A 16,455-nucleotide genomic window follows, 5' to 3' on the forward strand; every position below is an offset into this window, starting at 1 on the left:
GCAGGCTCCCCGCATGATCGCTTTCGGGAAGCAGAGGAAGCAGGACACGGTGGTGCTCGTGCTGCGGGACGCGCCGGAGATCGCCGGAGAGCTCCGGCGGGCGCTCGCCACGGCGTCCGACGCGGAGCGCCCCGGTCTGGAGCGGGCCCTGGCGCTCGCCGGCGAGGCGGAGGCGGTCCCGGACGCGGAGCTGCGCGCCCGGTGGGTGCGGCAGCGCCTCGCGGCGGCCGGGTACGACGGCCCGGTCGACTCGGTGGCCGCGATCAAGGCACTCCGGCAGGCGGAGCCGGGCCTGAGCCTCCTTCAGGCGGCCACGTACGCGCGGGAGGCGGCCGGGGCGTAGAGGATCGGCGCTCCGGGGCGGGGGCGGCCCGCGCCGCGCGGCGGCCGGTTTTCGCCCCTTGCCGGACTCCCCTCCCGTGAGAAAGCATGCGCATGTCAAAACCGGAGGAACTCCGGTGACGGACGCATCTGGAGGGGACCCCCACATGAACAAGCCTCTCGTCGGCGCACTTCTCTCCGTCCTGCTCCTAGGGGCGGGCATCGCACCCGCGGCCGCGGCCACGACCGAGGATCCCGGCACCACCAGGGTGCAGGCCAAGGCGGTCACCTTCGCCGGCACGGTCGCGCTCAGCAACTGCTCCGGCTCGGTCGTGCGGGCGCCCTCGTCGCAGCCGGGAGACCCCGCCCTCGTGCTCTCCAACGGCCACTGCCTGGAAACCGGCTTCCCCGCACCCGGCCAGGTCCTGCTCAACCGGTCCTCGACCCGCAGCTTCACCCTGCTGAACGCCGCGGGCAGCGGTGTCGGCACCCTGCGCGCGTCCAAGATCGCCTACGGGACGATGACGGACACCGACGTCTCCCTCTACCAGCTGACCCGCACCTACGCCCAGATCGAGAGCTCCTACGGCATCAAGGCCCTGGAACTCGACTCCGCGCACCCGGTGAAGGGGACCGCGATCACCGTCGCGTCCGGCTACTGGAAGCGCACCTACAGCTGCGCCGTGGACGGCTTCGCCTACCGCCTCAAGGAAGGCTCCTGGACCTGGAAGGACTCGGTCCGCTACACCTCCGCCTGTCAGACCATCGGCGGCACGTCCGGGTCCCCGGTGATCGACGACGCAACCGGCAAGGTCGTCGCCGTCAACAACACCGGGAACGAGGACGGGCAGCGGTGCACGGACAACAACCCGTGCGAGGTCGACGAGAACGGCACCGTGACCGTCCGCAAGGGCATCAACTACGCCCAGCAGACCTACGGCATCGTGCCGTGCATCGGCACCGGCAGCCAGATCGACCTGAACCGCGCCGGCTGCGCCCTGCCCAGGCCCTGAGGACGCGCCGGCCGGTCAGAGCCCCGGCCGGCCGGCGCCCCGCACCGCCCTGCCCGCCAGCACGGAGGTCCGCTTCCCGTCCTCGACGACGAAGCGCCCGTCGATGAGGACGTGCGGGACCCCCACGGGAAGCGTGCGCGGCTCCTCGAACGTCGACCCGGCCGCGACCGTGGCCGGGTCGAAGAGGACCAGGTCCGCGCGGTAGCCCTCGCGGACGTACCCGCGGTCGGGCAGGCGCAGGCGGGCGGCCGGCCTCGACGTCAGGTGCGCGACGCACTCCTCCAGCGAGAGGATGCCCAGCTCCCTGACGTACCGCCCGAGGTACTGGGGGAACGTGCCGTAGGCCCGCGGGTGCGGCTTGTCGCCCTGGAGGATGCCGTCGCTGCCGCCGGTGTGGACCCGGTGGCGCATGATCTGCCGCACGTTCTCCTCGTGTCCGACGTGCTGGAGGATCGTGGTGCCGAGGCGGTCCTCGACGAGCAGCCGGCGGGCCGTCACCCAGGGCTCCTCGTCCCGCAGACGCGCCGATTCGGCGACCGTGCGCCCGACGTACCCGGACAGCTCCGGGTTGCCGACACCGGAGATCTCTATGGTGTCCCACTCGATCGGGACCCCGTGGCAGCCGTCGGAGCCCACGGCCTCCATGTGGTGCCGGATCCGCCCGGCCGCCTCCTCGTCCGCGAGCCGGGTCATCACCGACGCGGGCCCGCCCTCGCTCGCCCAGCTGGGAAGCATCGCGACGAGCGTCGTGCAGCCCGGGGTGTACGGATAGGTGTCCAGCGAGATGTCAGCGCCCCCGGCGAGCGCGTCGTCCAGCAGGGCCAGCAGCTCGGGGGCCCTGCCCTCGTTCACACCGAAGTTCATGGTGGCGTGCGCGAGGTGGAGGGCGCAGCCGGCGTCGCGGGTGAGGCGCACCATCTCCTCGTAGGCATGGAGGGCCCCGGCGCCGTACGAGCGGTGGTGCGGGCAGTAGTAGCCGCCGTGCGCGGCCACCACCCGGCACAGCTCGGTGAGTTCGGCGTCCTTCGCGTACATCCCCGGGGTGTACGTCAGGCCCGATGACATCCCGACCGCGCCCTCGGCCATGCCCTGGGCGACGAGTTCCCTCATGCGCGCCAGCTCGGCGTCCGTGGCGGGCCGGTCGTCCCACCCCACCGCGAGCATCCTCACCGTGCCCTGCGGGATCAGGTAGGCCGCGTTGACGGCGATGCCCTGCCCGCCGAAGTTCCGGTCGAGACGGTCCAGGTAGCCGCCGACGGTGCGCCAGTCGAAGTCGATGTCGCTGCCGTCGCCGTTCCAGCCGGCGATGGAGCGGCGCACCTCGGCGAGGGTGCGGTCGTCGGCGGGGGCGTACGACAGGCCGTCCTGGCCGAGGACTTCGAGGGTGACGCCCTGGGCGGCCTTCGCGCTGTGGTCCGGGTCGCGCAGCAGCGCGAGGTCGCTGTGCGCGTGCATGTCGATGAAGCCGGGGGACAGTGCGAGGCCGTCCGCCTCCACGACACGGGGCGCGGCGGGGCGCGGGCCGTCGCCCTCGCGCCGGATCTCGGAGATCCGGCCGTCCGCGATGCCCACGTCGGCGCGGTAGGAGGGGGTACCGGTGCCGTCGACGACACGGGCGTCGCGGATGACCAGGTCCATGGGAGGTCGCCTTTCGGGAGGGGGGAGCGGGTCCGCCGCGATCAGAAGAAGGTGCGGATGTAGTCGGTGACGGTGCCGTCCGCCTCGACCAGCGGGATGAGCTGCCACTTGTCGAAGGACGTGCAGGGGTGCGAGAGGCCCATCCCGACCCAGTCCCCGACCTCCAGCCCGGTGTCCGCGTCCGTCCGCACCCAGCCGTGCTGGTCGGAGAGCCCCGTCACGGTCACACCCGTGGCCGGCCGGACCGAGCCGTCGCGAGCGGAGCGGACGACCTGCGCCTCGGGGAGGTCCAGGTCGTAGGCCGCGTCGCGCTTGCCCGCGTTGACGAAGGCCTGCTCGGGGCTGGGGCGGGAGACGACCTGCGCCCACAGCCGGAAGGCGGGCTGCAGCGCGCCCTCCTCGGGAATCCGGTTGAAGGGGGTCAGGTGGCGGTAGTGGCCGTCGTCGTGGCTGACGTAGGCGCCCGAGCGCAGCAGCTTGAGCACCGGCCGGGACAGCGCGGGCACTCCGGCGAAGACGTCGGCCACCGCGTCGAACCAGGCGCTGCCGCCCGCGCTGACGATGATCTCCTCGTCGTCCGCGAGGGCCGCGAAGCGCCCGGCCGCGTCGAAGTCCGCCGCGAGCGCGACGAGCCGGCCGAGCCAGGCGCGCACGCGCTCGGGGGAGGCTTCCGGCACCTCGCCCTCGTAACCGGCGACGCCCACCAGGCGCAGGGCGGGGGCCGCCGCCACGGCGTCGGCCACGGCCGCGCAGTCCGCCTCCGTGCGGGCGCCGGTCCGGGCGCCCTCGCCCGCGCCCAGCTCCACGACCACATCGACCGGGCGCACCGCGCCCGCCGCGCGCAGGGCCTCGTCCATCAGTTCGGCGCCGCGCACGGAGTCGACGTAGCAGGCGAACGTGAAGCCGGGGTCGGCGTCCAGCTCACCGGCCAGCCAGCGCAGTGCCACCGCGTCGACGAGCTCGTTGGCCAGGAAGATCCGCCGGATGCCGTGTGCGCGGTAGACCCGTGCCTGGTGGGGGACCGCGGCGGTGATGCCCCAGGCGCCGTGCTCCAGCTGACGGGCGAACAGCTGCGGGGACATCGACGTCTTGCCGTGCGGAGCGAAGGCGAGCCCGTGCCGCTCGGCGTACGTCTCCAGGAGCGCGAGGTTCGCCTCGAGCGATTCCGCGGAGAGGGCCAGTACGGGGGTGGTGAAGCCACCGGTGAAGAGATTGCGGCGCTCGGCCGCCAGGGCGCCCACGGTCAGCCCCTCCGCGTCGGGCGGCAACGCCTTGAAGCGGTGGTCGACCACTTCGCCGGCGAGTGCCGTCGCGGACTGTTCAGCGGACTGCTGGGCGGCCAAGGGATCCTCCTCGGAGACGAGGTCGTTGCATTATCTGCAACGGCCATTGCGCATATCGCTTAACGCTGTCTAACATCCTGGCCGATGCCGGGTCAATGGTGAGTACCGGCGCCCACGGCCGACCATGAGGAGCCCAGAGTGTCCGGACACGCAGCCAGGACAGCCACCGCGGACGTCGTCTGCCTCGGCGAGTCCATGGTGACGTTCCTGCCCTCGCAGCCGGGCCGCCTCGCCGACGTCCCCGCCTTCGGCCGGGGCATCGGAGGGGCCGAGTCCAACGTCGCCTGCGCACTCGCCGCGTCCGGCCACCGGGCGGCATGGGTCGGACGGGCCGGGGCCGACGGCTTCGGCGACCACCTCGTCGAGACGATCGCCGCCTACGGCGTCGACACCACCGCCGTACGCCGCGACCCGGAGCGCCCCACCGGCGTCTACTTCCGCACCGCGACGGACCGCGCCACCGACACCCACGAGGTGGCGTACTACCGCGCCGGCTCCGCCGCCTCCGCCATGTCCCCGCGCAACATGCCCTACGACGCCATCCTCTCCGGCCGCGTCCTGCACCTCTCCGGCATCACCGCCGCACTCTCCGCGGACTGCCTGGAGCTCCTGAACGACCTGACCGCCCCCCGCGACGGCCGGCCGCTCGTCTCCTTCGACGTCAACCACCGGCCCGGGCTGTGGCGCGGCAGCGACGCGGGCCCCCAGGTCCTCCTCGGCCTCGCCCGCCGCAGCGACCTCGTCTTCGTCGGCGAGGACGAGGCCGAGGACGCGTGGGGAGTCGTGGGCGCCGAAGCGATCCGCGCGGCCCTCCCCGAGCCCGGCGTCCTCGTCGTCAAGCGGGGCGCGGACGGCGTCACCGTCTTCTCACGGACCGACACCGGACCCGGAAGGACGGAGCCCGCCCAGGACACCGTCACCACCGTCCCCTCCCTGCGGGTCGACGTCGTCGCCGCCGTCGGCGCGGGCGACGCCTTCGCCGCCGGCTTCCTCTCCGCCACCCTGCGCGGCCTGCCCGTACGGGAACGGGCCCGGCACGGCCACCTCATGGCCGCCGCCGTCCTCACCGTCCCCGGCGACCTCACCGGCCCCCCGGACCGCGCACACGCCGACCGGCTCGCCGCCCTGGACGACGACGCCTGGGGGACACTTCGTCTCGGCCCCGGCTGGACAGCAGCCGACGGGGCGAACGAGGAGGTACGAGTCACATGAGCCAGACCGTCGACCGCGCGCTCAGCATCCTGCCGCTGCTCGCCCAGGGCCCCGCCGACCTCGGCCAGGTCGCCGAGCGTCTCGGCGTCCACAAGTCCACGGCCCTGCGCCTGCTCCGCACGCTCCATGAGCACGGACTCGTCTACCGGCAGGACGACCAGCGCTACCGCCTCGGCGCCCGCCTCTTCGCCCTCGCGCAGGAAGCCGTCGAGAACCTCGACGTGCGCGAGATCGCCCACAGCCACCTCGTCGCCCTCAACGAGCAGTGCGGGCACACCGTCCACCTCGCGGTCTACGAGGAGAACGAGGTCCTCTACATCGACAAGGTGGAGAGCCGCTACCCCGTGCGCATGTACTCACGGATCGGCAAGCCCGTCGCGATCACCGTCGCCGCGGTCGCCAAGCTGCTCCTCGCCGACCTCACCGAGCCCGAACGGCGCGTGATCGCCGAACGTCTCGACTACCCCATGTACACGTCCCGTTCGGTCCCGAACGCCGGCGCCTTCCTCAAGGAACTCGCCGTCGTACGCGAACAGGGATGGGCCACCGACCTCGGCGGCCACGAGGAGTCCATCAACTGCGTCGGCGCCCCCATCCGGGGCGCGGACGGCCGGGTCGTGGCCGCCATGTCGGTGTCCGCGCCGAACGTGGTCGTCACGGCCGACGAACTCCTCACCCTGCTCCCGCTGGTGCGCCGCACCGCGGAATCCATCAGCCGGGAGTACTCCGGCGCCACCCCCACCAAGAAAGCCTGAACCACCATGACCGAGAAGACCGCCCTCACCCCCAGCACCCACACCGCGCCGCCCGCGAAGTTCTCGCACGGTGTGAAGAAGGGCAACATCCTCCAGGTCGCCGGTCAGGTCGGCTTCCTGCCCGCCGTGGAGGGCCAGGCCCCCACCCCGGCCGGACCGACGCTGCGCGAGCAGACGCTACAGACCTTCGCCAACGTCAAGGCGATCCTGGAGGAGGGCGGCGCGAGCTGGGACGACGTGATGATGATGCGCGTCTACCTCACGGACGTCGACCACTTCACCGAGATGAACGCGATCTACAACGCGTACTTCGAGGAGCAGGGCCTCAAGGCCCCGGCCTCCGCACGTACGACGGTGTACGTCGGCCTGCCCAAGGGCCTGCTCATCGAGATCGACGCCCTCGCCGTCCTGGGCTGATCACCCGGTCCGCCGGCCCCCTTTCCGAACGGCGGACCCCCCGATCCCCAAGGCCCACCGCACCACGCAGCACGGCCCGGCGCCCCGTCACTCCCGTACGGGAACGCCGTGCCGCGCTCCCCCCTGCCCAGAAGGACCCCGTCACCAACGGAGTTGACCGTTCATGCTGCTCGCCGCGTCCCCCGCCCCCGCTCCCGAAGCGCCACCCCACACCGGTGGACTGCTCCTCCTGATCGGAGGCACCCCCGGTCTGCTGACCGTCGCCGCCCTCGGGATCGCCCTCCTGCTCCTCCTGATCATCAAGGTCCGGCTGCAGCCGTTCGTCGCGCTGCTCGCCGTATCCATAGCCGTCGGCCTCGGTGCCGGTCTCTCCGTCACCGAACTCTTCGGCACGGTCCAGAAGTCCGCCGCCGTGTCCGTCATCGAATCCGGCATGGGCGGCATCCTCGGACACGTCGCGATCATCATCGGGCTCGGCACGATGCTCGGCGCCATCCTGGAGGTCTCCGGCGGGGCGGAAGTGCTGAGCAGCCGCCTGCTGAACCTCTTCGGCGAGAAGCGCGCCCCGCTCGCCATGGGCCTCACCGGCCTCATCTTCGGTATCCCGGTCTTCTTCGACGTCGGCATCTTCGTCCTCGCGCCGATCGTCTACGCCGCCGCCAAGCGCTCCGGCAAGTCGATCGTCCTGTACGCGATGCCGCTGCTGGCGGGTTTGTCCATGACCCACGCCTTCCTGCCGCCGCACCCCGGACCGGTCGCCGCCGCGGGCCTCTTCAACGTCTCCCTCGGCTGGGTCATCCTGATGGGCGCCGTCGTCGGCATCCCGTCCGTCCTCGCCGCCTGGGTCTACGCCGCCTGGATCGGCAAGCGCCTCTTCGTCGAGGTGCCGCAGGACATGGTCGAGGCCGCCGAGGAGTCCAAGGCCGCGGTCGTCGCCGAACAGCGCGCCTCCGGCGTCACGCCGCAGGAGCACCCGGTCGCCCTCGGCACCGTCCTCGCGATCATCGGCACGCCGCTGGTGCTGATCCTCGCCGCGACGTTCTCCTCCATCGCGCTCGACCCCTCCACCCTGCGCTCCGTCATCGAGTTCTTCGGCAACCCCTTCGTCGCCCTGACGATCGCGCTGCTGCTCGCCTACTACCTGCTGGGCATCCGGCGCGGCTGGTCCCGCAAGTCCCTCGAAAAGGTCTCCACGGCCTCACTGAAGCCGGTCGGCAACATCCTTCTCGTCGTCGGCGCCGGCGGCATCTTCGGCGCCGTCCTCAAGGGGAGCGGCATCGCCGACGCGCTCGCCGACACCTTCAACGACGTCGGCCTGCCGGTCATCCTGCTGGCCTGGCTGATCTCGGTCGTCCTGCGCGTCGCACAGGGCTCGGCCACGGTCGCCATCGTCACCACCGCCGGCATCGTCGTCCCGCTCGTCGAGGGCCAGCACATGTCGCAGCCGCACCTCGCGCTGATCATCATGGCCATCTCGGCGGGCTCCATCTTCGCCTCGCATGTCAACGACGGCGGCTTCTGGATGGTGTCGAAGTACTTCGGGATCTCCGAGCGCGACACCCTGAAGACCTGGACCGTGCTGGAGACGGTGCTCTCGGTCGTCGGCTTCGTCGTGGCGGCGGCGCTCAGCCTGGTCATCTGAGGGCTGTCGCGCAAAAAAGGGTGCGCGGCTCCGGCTACGGACGGATCCCGCCCCGGCCAGGAACGACGCACGACCGGCCGCCGCCTCCCGCGAGGCGGCGGTCCGGCCGTGTCCGGTCCGGTGGCGATGCCGCGGAGTCCCTTGCACTGTTGCTCCCGGGCGGGATCAACCCGGCGCGGACCGGCAGGCCCGGGTACCTCCCCACCGCCGGGAGGACCTGCCCCCATGCACCGGCCATCGGGCCCCCGCCGCCCCTGCCCCGCCGGGTCCCCCTGCCGTTCCTCCTCCAGCGTCCGGGCCACCGCGGCGTCGCCCACGGTCCGCCGCGGCGCGAGGCCGCCGCAGGGAGCCGTGCCGGGCGGGCCGCTCACACCGGCTTCGTGCAGAGCACCGTCTTCCCGTCGTCGACCTCGAACGTGTAGTAGTACGCGCGGTCGTTCCGGCTCTCCGCGCAGTAGCCGGGCGGATAGCTCGGCTCCGCCCGCCAGCGGCCGGTGATCCGCAGGATCGTGTCGTAACCCGCGGGCACCGTGTCCTTGGAACAGCCCCACACCGTCATCAGCCGCCCGTCCCGCATGCCCGTCCCGTCGCGCTTGGCGACGAAGCACTCGCCCACCCGGAACCGGCGCGACACGCACAGCCGCGTACCGAACTCGGGCCGTGAACCGGAGTGGTGCCAGTAGGACCTGCCGGGGCCGGTGGGGCAGGCGGAGACGGCGAGCCCTCCCTGCGCGGACGTCACCAGGAGATAGGCGTCCGCCGCGTCGCAGTCCACGCTCCGCGGGGCGTCCGCCGACCAGCTGCCGTAGCCGTCGTCGTGGGCATCGAGGCAGTCGCCGGCCGAGACCGCGCGGAACACGGCGTCCTCGGCGTCCGGCGTCGGATCGGGTGTCGCACCGGGCGTCGGCCCCGAGAGGGGCGCGTCCCGGGAACTGCCCGCACCGGTCACCGTGTCGCCACCACTGCCCGAGCTGCTCCCGTGGGTCCCGCCCCCTCCGCTGCCCGAGGAGCCGTCGTCGGACTTCGTGTTCTGCCAGACGAAGAAGGCGATCACGGCAAGGACCAGCAGGACCACGACCGTCGACGACGAGGACTTCTTCGGCGCGGCGGGCGACGGGCCGGGCGACCGCGCGGGCGTCCGGGCCGAGGCTCCGGCGCGCGTACGGGCGGTGGCGGGCCGGGGCGCCCCCGCCGGGGCCGCGGGCGACCGGGCGGCCCGCTGCCGTGCGGCCGCCTCCCGTGCGGCCTGCCTCCCGGCACGCTCGCGGGCCCGCTGCTCGGCCGCCTCCCGCTCCCGCCGCCGCGCCTCCTCCTGTTCCCGCGCCCTCTCCCGCTCCTGTGCCTCTTTCCGCTGCTGCTCCTCCTCCCGCAGCCGCTCCTGTTGCCGCTGCCGCTCCTCCTCGCGCTGCCGCTCCTGTCCGGCCTGCGCCGCCCGGGCCCGATCCCGCTCGGCCCGCTCCGCCAGGGCCGCCTGTTCCCGCCGGGCACGCTCGCGCTCCTGCGTGTACATCACCGTGGCCCGAGGCGGAGGAACCATGCCCGTGGGCAGGTCGGAGGGGGAGGCGTCCGGGGCGCCGGCGCCCCGCGCGAAGTCCTGCCCCTGACGCTCGTACGCGGTGATCAGGGCCGTCCAGCGCGGCGGCAGCCAGCGGCTCCCGCCCTGCGACACCGGCAGGCCGGCGAGCGACTGCCGGAAGCGGGCCAGCATCTCGGCCGGGACGGGCCGCTGCCCCGGATCGGCGGCCAGGCAGGGGCGGATCAGCGTCGCCAGTTCCTTCGGCAGGCCGTCGAGGTCGAGCTCGCCCCGCTGCACCCTCGCCAGCAGACCGAGGGTGTCGCTGTCCGCACGGTACGGAGGCCTGCCGAGCGCCAGGTGGAACAGCGTCGCCCCGAGCGAGTACACGTCCGACGCCTCGGTGGAGGGCTCCCCGCGCGCCTGTTCGGGCGAGGTGAAGGCGATGGTGCCCAGGGTGAGACTCGTACGGGTGAGGTCGTTGGCGTGGGAGATGCCGAAGTCGATGACGCGGGGGCCGGGGAGCGGCAGAAGGATGTTCTGCGGCTTCACGTCCCGGTGGATGATGCCCTCGCGGTGCAGGGTGACCAGCGCCTCGGCCGTGCCGGCCGCCAGCCACCGCACCGCGGAGGCGGGGAGCACCCCGGCGGTGCGGACCAGTTCCGACAGGGAGGGCGCGGCGATGTAGTCGATCGCCATCCACGGCCTGTCCGCGCCCGGGTCCGCCTCCCGCACGCGCGCCGTGAACGCGCTGTCGACGCGCTGCGCGAGCTCGACCTCGCGGGTGAAGCGCCGCCGGTCGACGTCGCTGACGACCCCCTCGGCGAGCAGCGTCTTCACGGCGGCCAGCTGCCCGTCGGCGCTCCGGGCGAGATAGATGCGCCCCATGCCGCCGGAGGCCAGCCTGCCGATCATCTCGTATCTGCCGAGCGTCGCCGGATCTCCGCTCCCCAGCGGATCAACTCGCGCCCCTGCCATGTCACTTCCCCCGTCCAGCGCCCTACGGTCGAGCGCGACAAGCGTCCCACGGGGACGGGGGGAGTGCACCGATATCTCCTGTCACGGAACGTCCACAGCTGTCCCGGACCGGAGGGGGCCCGGCGGGGGTACGACGTGCCCTCTTGTGCGAAGCGGAACTTTGCGCTTCGTTGGCCGGCATGGCGGAGACAAGCGGAACCACAGAGACCGGGGAGTCGGAATCCCGTCCACGCACATCGAGTTGGAAGTACATCGGCCCGGGAATCGTCGTGGCGGCGACGGGTGTGGGGGCCGGCGACCTGGTCGCGACGCTCATCGCGGGGAGCAAGTTCGGCTACACCCTCATGTGGGCGGCCGTCATCGGCTGCCTCGTCAAGATCTCACTCGCCGAGGCGGTGGGCCGCTGGCACCTCGCGACGGGCCGCACCCTCTTCGACGGCTGGCGCACCCTCGGCGGCTGGACCACCGGGTACTTCGCGGTGTACGTCGTCGTCTGGGGCTTCGTCTACGGCGCCACGGCCATGTCGTCGAGCGCCCTGCCCATCGTGGCGCTCTTCCCCGACGGGCCGGGCCTGAAGACCTGGGCGATCCTCACCGGACTGGTCGGGCTGGTCTTCGTGTGGTTCAACCGGTACGCCGTCTTCGAGAAGGCCATGACGGTCCTGATCGGCGTGATGTTCGTCGTCGTGGTCTACGTCGCGATCCGGGTGGTCCCGGACGTGGGGGCCTCCCTCGCCGGGCTTGTCCCCGTGCTCCCGGACGGCTCGCTCATCTACACGCTCGGGCTGATCGGCGGGGTCGGCGGCACGATCACGATGGCGGCGTACGGATACTGGGTGAACGCGAAGGGCTGGGACAACTCCTCCTGGATGAAGGTCATGCGGCTCGACAACCGCGCCGCCTACCTCACCACCGGCGTCTTCGTCGTCGCGATGCTGATCGTCGGTGCCGAACTGCTGCACTCCTCGCAGATCGCCCTCACGAAGGGCGACCGGGGGCTGATCGACCTCGGGGTGGTACTGGAGGACCGCTTCGGACCGACGACCGCCAAGCTCTTCCTGGTCGGCTTCTTCGCCACCTCGTTCTCCTCCCTCATCGGGGTGTGGCACGGAGTGAGCCTCATGTTCGCCGACTTCGTGGAGCGGCTGCGCGCGGGCCGCGCCGGTGACGGGACCGGGGGAGCGGAGAGGGCGGGCAGCGAGACGGTCGGCCGCCAGGAGCGGTCCGTGCCGTTCCGCGCGTACCTGCTGTGGCTGACCTTCCCGCCGATGAGCCTGCTCTGGCTGGACGAACCGTTCGGACTGGTCATCGGATACGGCGTGCTGGGCGCCTTCTTCATGCCGTTCCTGGCCCTCACCCTGCTGTGGCTGCTCAACTCCTCCCGCACCCCGCGCGAGTGGCGCAACGGCTGGCTCAGCAACGGCATGCTGAGCGCGGCCGGGCTGCTGTTCGTCGTGCTGTGCGTCCAGCAGATGCGCGATCTGCCCTGGTGAGAGCGGTCGAGCGGCTGCCGGGCGGTGCTGCCGTGCGCCGGGAACGCAGCAGCGCCGCCGGGGGAGCGGCGGCGCTGCTGGTTCCGGTGGGCCGGGAGGGTTACGGCAGTCCGTGGACGTGCGGGCCGACCGCGTTGGACCAGGCGTTGCCCGCGGTGGCGTCCCAGTTCGTGGACCAGGTCATCGCGCCGCGCAGGGCCGGGTAGGTCCTGGACGGCTTGAACGAGCCGCAGGAGGTGCCCTTGGCCAGGCAGTCCAGGGCGGCGTTCACGATGGACGGGGCGACGTAGCCGCTGCCCGCGCCGCGGGTGGACGCGGGGACGCCGAGGCCGACCTGCGACGGGGCGAGGCCGCCCTCCAGCTGGATGCAGGCGAGCGCGGTGAGGAAGTCCACCGAGCCCTGGGAGTAGACCTTGCCGTCGCAGCCGAGCATCGAACCGCTGTTGTAGTACTGCATGTTGACGACGGTCAGGATGTCCTTGATGTTGAGTGCCGTCTTGAAGTACTCACCGGAGGTCGACTGCATGTCGATGGTCTGCGGGGCCATCGTGATGACGAGGCCCGAGCCCGCCTTCGACGACAGGGAGCGCAGCGCCTTCGTCATGTAGGTCGAGTTGAGGCCGTTCTCGAGGTCGATGTCGACGCCGTTGAAGCCGTACTCCTGGATGAGCGCGTACACCGAGTCGGCGAACGCGGTGGCGGAGGCGTCGCTGTTGACCGATACGGTCCCCCGCTCACCGCCGATGGAGATGATGACGTTCTTGCCGGCCGCCTGCTTGGCCTTGATGTCGGCCTTGAACTGGGCGACGGTGTAGCCGTTCAGGCCCGCGGAGTCCAGGTTGAAGGTGACCGCGCCGGGCGTCGCCGTGGCGTCGGCGAAGGAGACGGCGATGATGTCGTAGTTCGCCGGGACGTCGCTGAGCTTCTGGACGGTGGCGCCGTTGTTGAAGTTCTGCCAGTACCCGGTCACCGCGTGCTTGGGCACCGAGGTCGTCGGGCCGCCCGGATCGGTGGTCTTCGCCGTACGGCCGCTGACCGTCGCGGACTTGGCGGACTCGCCGGCGGCGTTGGTGGCACTGACGGCGAACTGGTACGCGGTGTCGGCGGCCAGCCCCGTCACCGTCGCGGAGGTGCCGGAGGACGTGGTGGCCTTCGTGCCGTTCCGGTAGACGGTGTAACCGGTCGCTCCGGAGACGGCGTTCCAGCTCAGGGAGACGGACGAGGTGGTGGTGGCTCCCACGGCCAGTCCGGCCGGGGTGCCGGGGACCGAGGGCTCGGGGTCGGTGCCACCCCCGCCGTCGGGGCCGTTGACCTGCACGTCATCGGCGAAGTAGGGGGCCTGGCCGTACCAGCCGTGGGTGTAGACGGTCACGGAGGTCGTGGACGGGCCGGTGGTGAAGCTGGTCTTCAGCTGGGTCCAGCTGCCCGATCCGGGCGTCCAGGTGGAGACGTCCGTGGTCCCGGTGCCGCTCGCCCCGAGGTAGGCGTAGCCGCCCTGCACCCAGGAGCTCAACGCGTACGTCGAGTTGGGCTTCACGGCGACGGTCTGCGTGCACTTGGCGTTGTCCTGACCGGCCGGGGTGGCCCTGAGCGCGGACGCGCCCCCGTGCACGGGGGAGGAGACGGTGGCGCCGCTGCCGGCGGAACAGGTCCAGTTGGCGAGGCCGGACTCGAATCCGGCGTTCTTGGCCACGTTGATGTCCGCGGCCTGCGCACTGCTCGTGAGGCCGGTGACGGCAAGCGCCCCTGCCGCGACGACGGCGACCGCACCGCCGAGGAAGGGCCGGACCCGGCTCCTTCTGTGTCTGCTGCTGCCTGCGGAGCGTTCCACTTGCTGCCTCCGGTGGGGGAGTTGGGAGTGCTGGCGGGGAACGGTGGCCACCGTTGGCCGATAAACTGGTCCAGACCAATCAAGTTGTCAAGACCTCTGGCGTCCCGGCCTGTGGGAAGGGCCCGCGTCACGTCGAGGGCTCGCGTCGGCCGGCGCCCGCCTCGTGGCCGGTCCGGGCCCGGACCGGCCACGAGGCGGGCGCCGGGTGGCCGGGGCTCCCGAGCCCGGTCCACCGTCGGGTGATCGGGGCTCCCGGACCGAGGGGTACTCGTGCGGGTGAGGCGGCGGAGATATCCGGAACGTGACGGAGCAGATATCCGGAAGCGGTGAAAGCCGCGGCTTCGATCCGTGCTGACGTGGGCCGATGAATTCATCCTGAATCCAAACCTGACGGACGTACGTAACCCTCCGCAGTGGTACAGGAGTTAACGAGTCTGCTTTTCGTCCGATTTCGCACGGAGGCGTTGCGAACGCCTGTGCCGCACGACTTCGTACTGGGTTCCGATATCTGTTCTCTGCCTGGTATGACGTGGCTAAAGTGCTGGGGAAGAAGCACGGAGCAGGAGCGATTGCGGCCGGAGTCCACCTGGACGACGGCCGGAGCCGAACGGGGAAGAGCGTGCCGACCGCAATAGCAGTGACCAGTGCTGATCTGGTGCTACCGCCGACCGATCAGCAGACACCGACAGCGGCCCTGCTGCAGGCTCCCGAGGCCCAGCCCCTCGATCTCGCGATCGGCGACATGAACCTGCTCCTGGAGCAGCACGGCCACGTGGTCGTGGTCTACCCGACGGGTATCGGCCCCGCCCACGAACGCAGACTCCACGCCATCCGCTCCGTACTGGAGAGCGACCGCATCGCCCTGCTCAAGACGGACCTGCCACCCCTCGGGGTCGCGGTACTGGTGCGCCAGCTGCGCCAGTTGTCGATCTGCGACTTCAGTCCCGGGGTGGTGGCGTCGGCCGCCCGGCTGCTCGCCCACTACATCCACGCCGGCGCGGTGCTCAACTCGGTGGCGAGACTCGACAGGGTCCCCGTGAGCCTCAAGACCCACGCGAAATCCTGGGTCCCCGGATCCCAGTTCGCCGTACTCGCCGGTCCCAGCCCGCAGCTGATCAGGATCGGTCCGGCCGTCGAACCGCCGGCCGGACCGGAGTTCGCCACCCACCTGCTGGTCGCCAAAGGGCAACTGGGATCGGAATGGGTCCAGCAGACCCTCGCTCCCGCGTGGAAGGTGCAGGCGGTCCACGAGTGCCCCCTGCCCGCCGTGTCACCGCGCTGGTGGGGCACCGGGAAGATGGTGGAATTCGCCTCCTTCCTGCCCGACATCTCGGTGATCTACCAGCTGGTCGCCTCCGTACGCCGGGAAAACTGCCACTGGTGCGGAATGGAGCTCATCGGCGACCGCTGCGGCTTCTGTTCCTCCCCGCTCGCCCCGCCGGAGAACCGAATGCACTCCCCGGGTGTCCTGAACCACGGAGCGCCCGCGCCACCGAACTCCTAGCGCCCGCAGCACGATCCGCAGACACAGCGCATCTCTTTCCGTCCGCTGCTCCACGCATCCGATCCGAACGAGGTTGTCCGGCCCATGAACTCCCGCCAGCGCCGCGGCGTGATACTCCTGCTCCTGTCGATCCTGTGCGCCTTCGGCGCCTTCGCCGGCGTGCTCTCGGTGATCAGCGACGTCAACTCGAAGGTCGGGCCGGAGGTCGACGCCTACCGGCTGAAGGCCGACGTCGCACCGTATACGGCGCTTACGTCACGGCAGTTCGAGAAGGTGTCCATGCCCAAGCGCTGGCTGTCGGACAACGCCGTCACGGACATCGATGAGATCGACGGCAAGATAGCCGTGACACAGCTCCGCGAGGGCTCGCTGATGCAGTCCGACATGATGGTCAAGAGTCCCGAGCTGCGGCCCGGTGAGCAGGAGATCGCCATCATGATCGATGCGGCGACCGGAGTCGCCGGAAAGATCCGCGCGAATGACAAGGTGAACATCTACGCCACGTTCGCGGGCGAACGGGACGGCGAGGTGCCCCAGTCCAAGGTGATCGTCTCCAACGCGAAGGTCCTGGACGTCGGCCAGCTGACCGCTCTCGAACCGCGTGACGACAACAGGAACAGGTCATCCGAGGTCGTGCCGATCACTTTTGCCCTGAACACACTCGACACGCAGCGCGTCGCGTACGCGGAATCCTTCGCCCAGCACGTGCGTCTCGCCCTGATCGCACCGGGCAGCGACGGCACGATCCGCCCGGGTGACCGCACGTACACGCTCGACAAGGACAAGTGAGGATCG

General features: G+C 71.4%; 13 protein-coding genes. 9 read left to right on the plus strand and 4 right to left on the minus strand.

The window, feature by feature from the left end:
* Window positions 1–13 precede the first annotated feature (13 nt).
* On the plus strand, window positions 14–343 hold the full coding sequence (locus OHT61_RS20530; protein ID WP_329040232.1) for a hypothetical protein: 330 nt from the start codon (window positions 14–16) through the stop codon (window positions 341–343).
* A gap of 145 nt (window positions 344–488) precedes the next feature.
* Entirely contained in the window at window positions 489–1,334 is an 846-nt protein-coding gene (locus tag OHT61_RS20535) for a S1 family peptidase (protein ID WP_329040233.1), read from the plus strand.
* 15 nt (window positions 1,335–1,349) lie between these two features.
* On the opposite strand, the gene OHT61_RS20540 is transcribed toward OHT61_RS20535, so the two are convergent.
* Both OHT61_RS20540 and OHT61_RS20545 read right to left on the minus strand, forming a co-directional pair.
* Window positions 1,350–2,972: an N-acyl-D-amino-acid deacylase family protein gene (locus OHT61_RS20540; RefSeq protein WP_329040234.1), complete on the minus strand. Its 1,623-nt coding sequence runs from the start codon at window positions 2,970–2,972 to the stop codon at window positions 1,350–1,352.
* A 41-nt stretch (window positions 2,973–3,013) separates the two neighbouring features.
* Complete coding sequence (locus OHT61_RS20545) at window positions 3,014–4,315, minus strand: alanine racemase (RefSeq protein ID WP_329040235.1); 1,302 nt, start codon at window positions 4,313–4,315, stop codon at window positions 3,014–3,016.
* 138 nt (window positions 4,316–4,453) lie between these two features.
* On the opposite strand from OHT61_RS20545, the gene OHT61_RS20550 reads away from it, so the two are divergent.
* From OHT61_RS20550 to OHT61_RS20565, 4 genes are all read left to right on the plus strand, one after another.
* Window positions 4,454–5,527: a sugar kinase gene (locus tag OHT61_RS20550; protein ID WP_329040236.1), complete on the plus strand. Its 1,074-nt coding sequence runs from the start codon at window positions 4,454–4,456 to the stop codon at window positions 5,525–5,527.
* Window positions 5,524–6,282 (plus strand): IclR family transcriptional regulator, encoded by a 759-nt coding sequence (locus OHT61_RS20555; protein ID WP_329040237.1) that lies wholly within the window; start codon window positions 5,524–5,526, stop codon window positions 6,280–6,282. Before OHT61_RS20550 ends, OHT61_RS20555 begins: the two co-directional genes overlap by 4 nt.
* A gap of 6 nt (window positions 6,283–6,288) precedes the next feature.
* A complete protein-coding gene (locus OHT61_RS20560) occupies window positions 6,289–6,699 on the plus strand; it encodes a RidA family protein (protein WP_329040238.1) in 411 nt (136 codons plus the stop codon).
* Between the two features lie 163 nt (window positions 6,700–6,862).
* On the plus strand, window positions 6,863–8,341 hold the full coding sequence (locus OHT61_RS20565) for a GntP family permease (RefSeq protein ID WP_329040239.1): 1,479 nt from the start codon (window positions 6,863–6,865) through the stop codon (window positions 8,339–8,341).
* Between the two features lie 367 nt (window positions 8,342–8,708).
* On the opposite strand, the gene OHT61_RS20570 is transcribed toward OHT61_RS20565, so the two are convergent.
* Window positions 8,709–10,832, minus strand: coding sequence for a serine/threonine-protein kinase (locus OHT61_RS20570; RefSeq protein ID WP_329040240.1), 2,124 nt, complete (start codon window positions 10,830–10,832; stop codon window positions 8,709–8,711).
* 179 nt (window positions 10,833–11,011) lie between these two features.
* On the opposite strand from OHT61_RS20570, the gene OHT61_RS20575 reads away from it, so the two are divergent.
* Entirely contained in the window at window positions 11,012–12,325 is a 1,314-nt protein-coding gene (locus OHT61_RS20575; RefSeq protein ID WP_329040241.1) for an Nramp family divalent metal transporter, read from the plus strand.
* 100 nt (window positions 12,326–12,425) lie between these two features.
* Here OHT61_RS20575 and OHT61_RS20580 read toward each other — a convergent pair whose 3' ends face one another.
* A complete protein-coding gene (locus OHT61_RS20580; protein WP_329040242.1) occupies window positions 12,426–14,156 on the minus strand; it encodes a chitinase in 1,731 nt (576 codons plus the stop codon).
* 637 nt (window positions 14,157–14,793) lie between these two features.
* On the opposite strand from OHT61_RS20580, the gene OHT61_RS20585 reads away from it, so the two are divergent.
* The gene (locus OHT61_RS20585) at window positions 14,794–15,660 is read left to right on the plus strand and encodes a hypothetical protein (RefSeq protein WP_329040243.1); all 867 of its coding nucleotides are present in this window, start codon (window positions 14,794–14,796) and stop codon (window positions 15,658–15,660) included.
* 84 nt (window positions 15,661–15,744) lie between these two features.
* A complete protein-coding gene (gene cpaB / locus OHT61_RS20590) occupies window positions 15,745–16,449 on the plus strand; it encodes a Flp pilus assembly protein CpaB (RefSeq protein WP_329040244.1) in 705 nt (234 codons plus the stop codon).
* Window positions 16,450–16,455 lie beyond the last annotated feature (6 nt).

Origin of the sequence: Streptomyces sp. NBC_00178 (genome assembly GCF_036206005.1) — a bacterium.
In the GTDB taxonomy this organism is placed as follows: domain Bacteria; phylum Actinomycetota; class Actinomycetes; order Streptomycetales; family Streptomycetaceae; genus Streptomyces.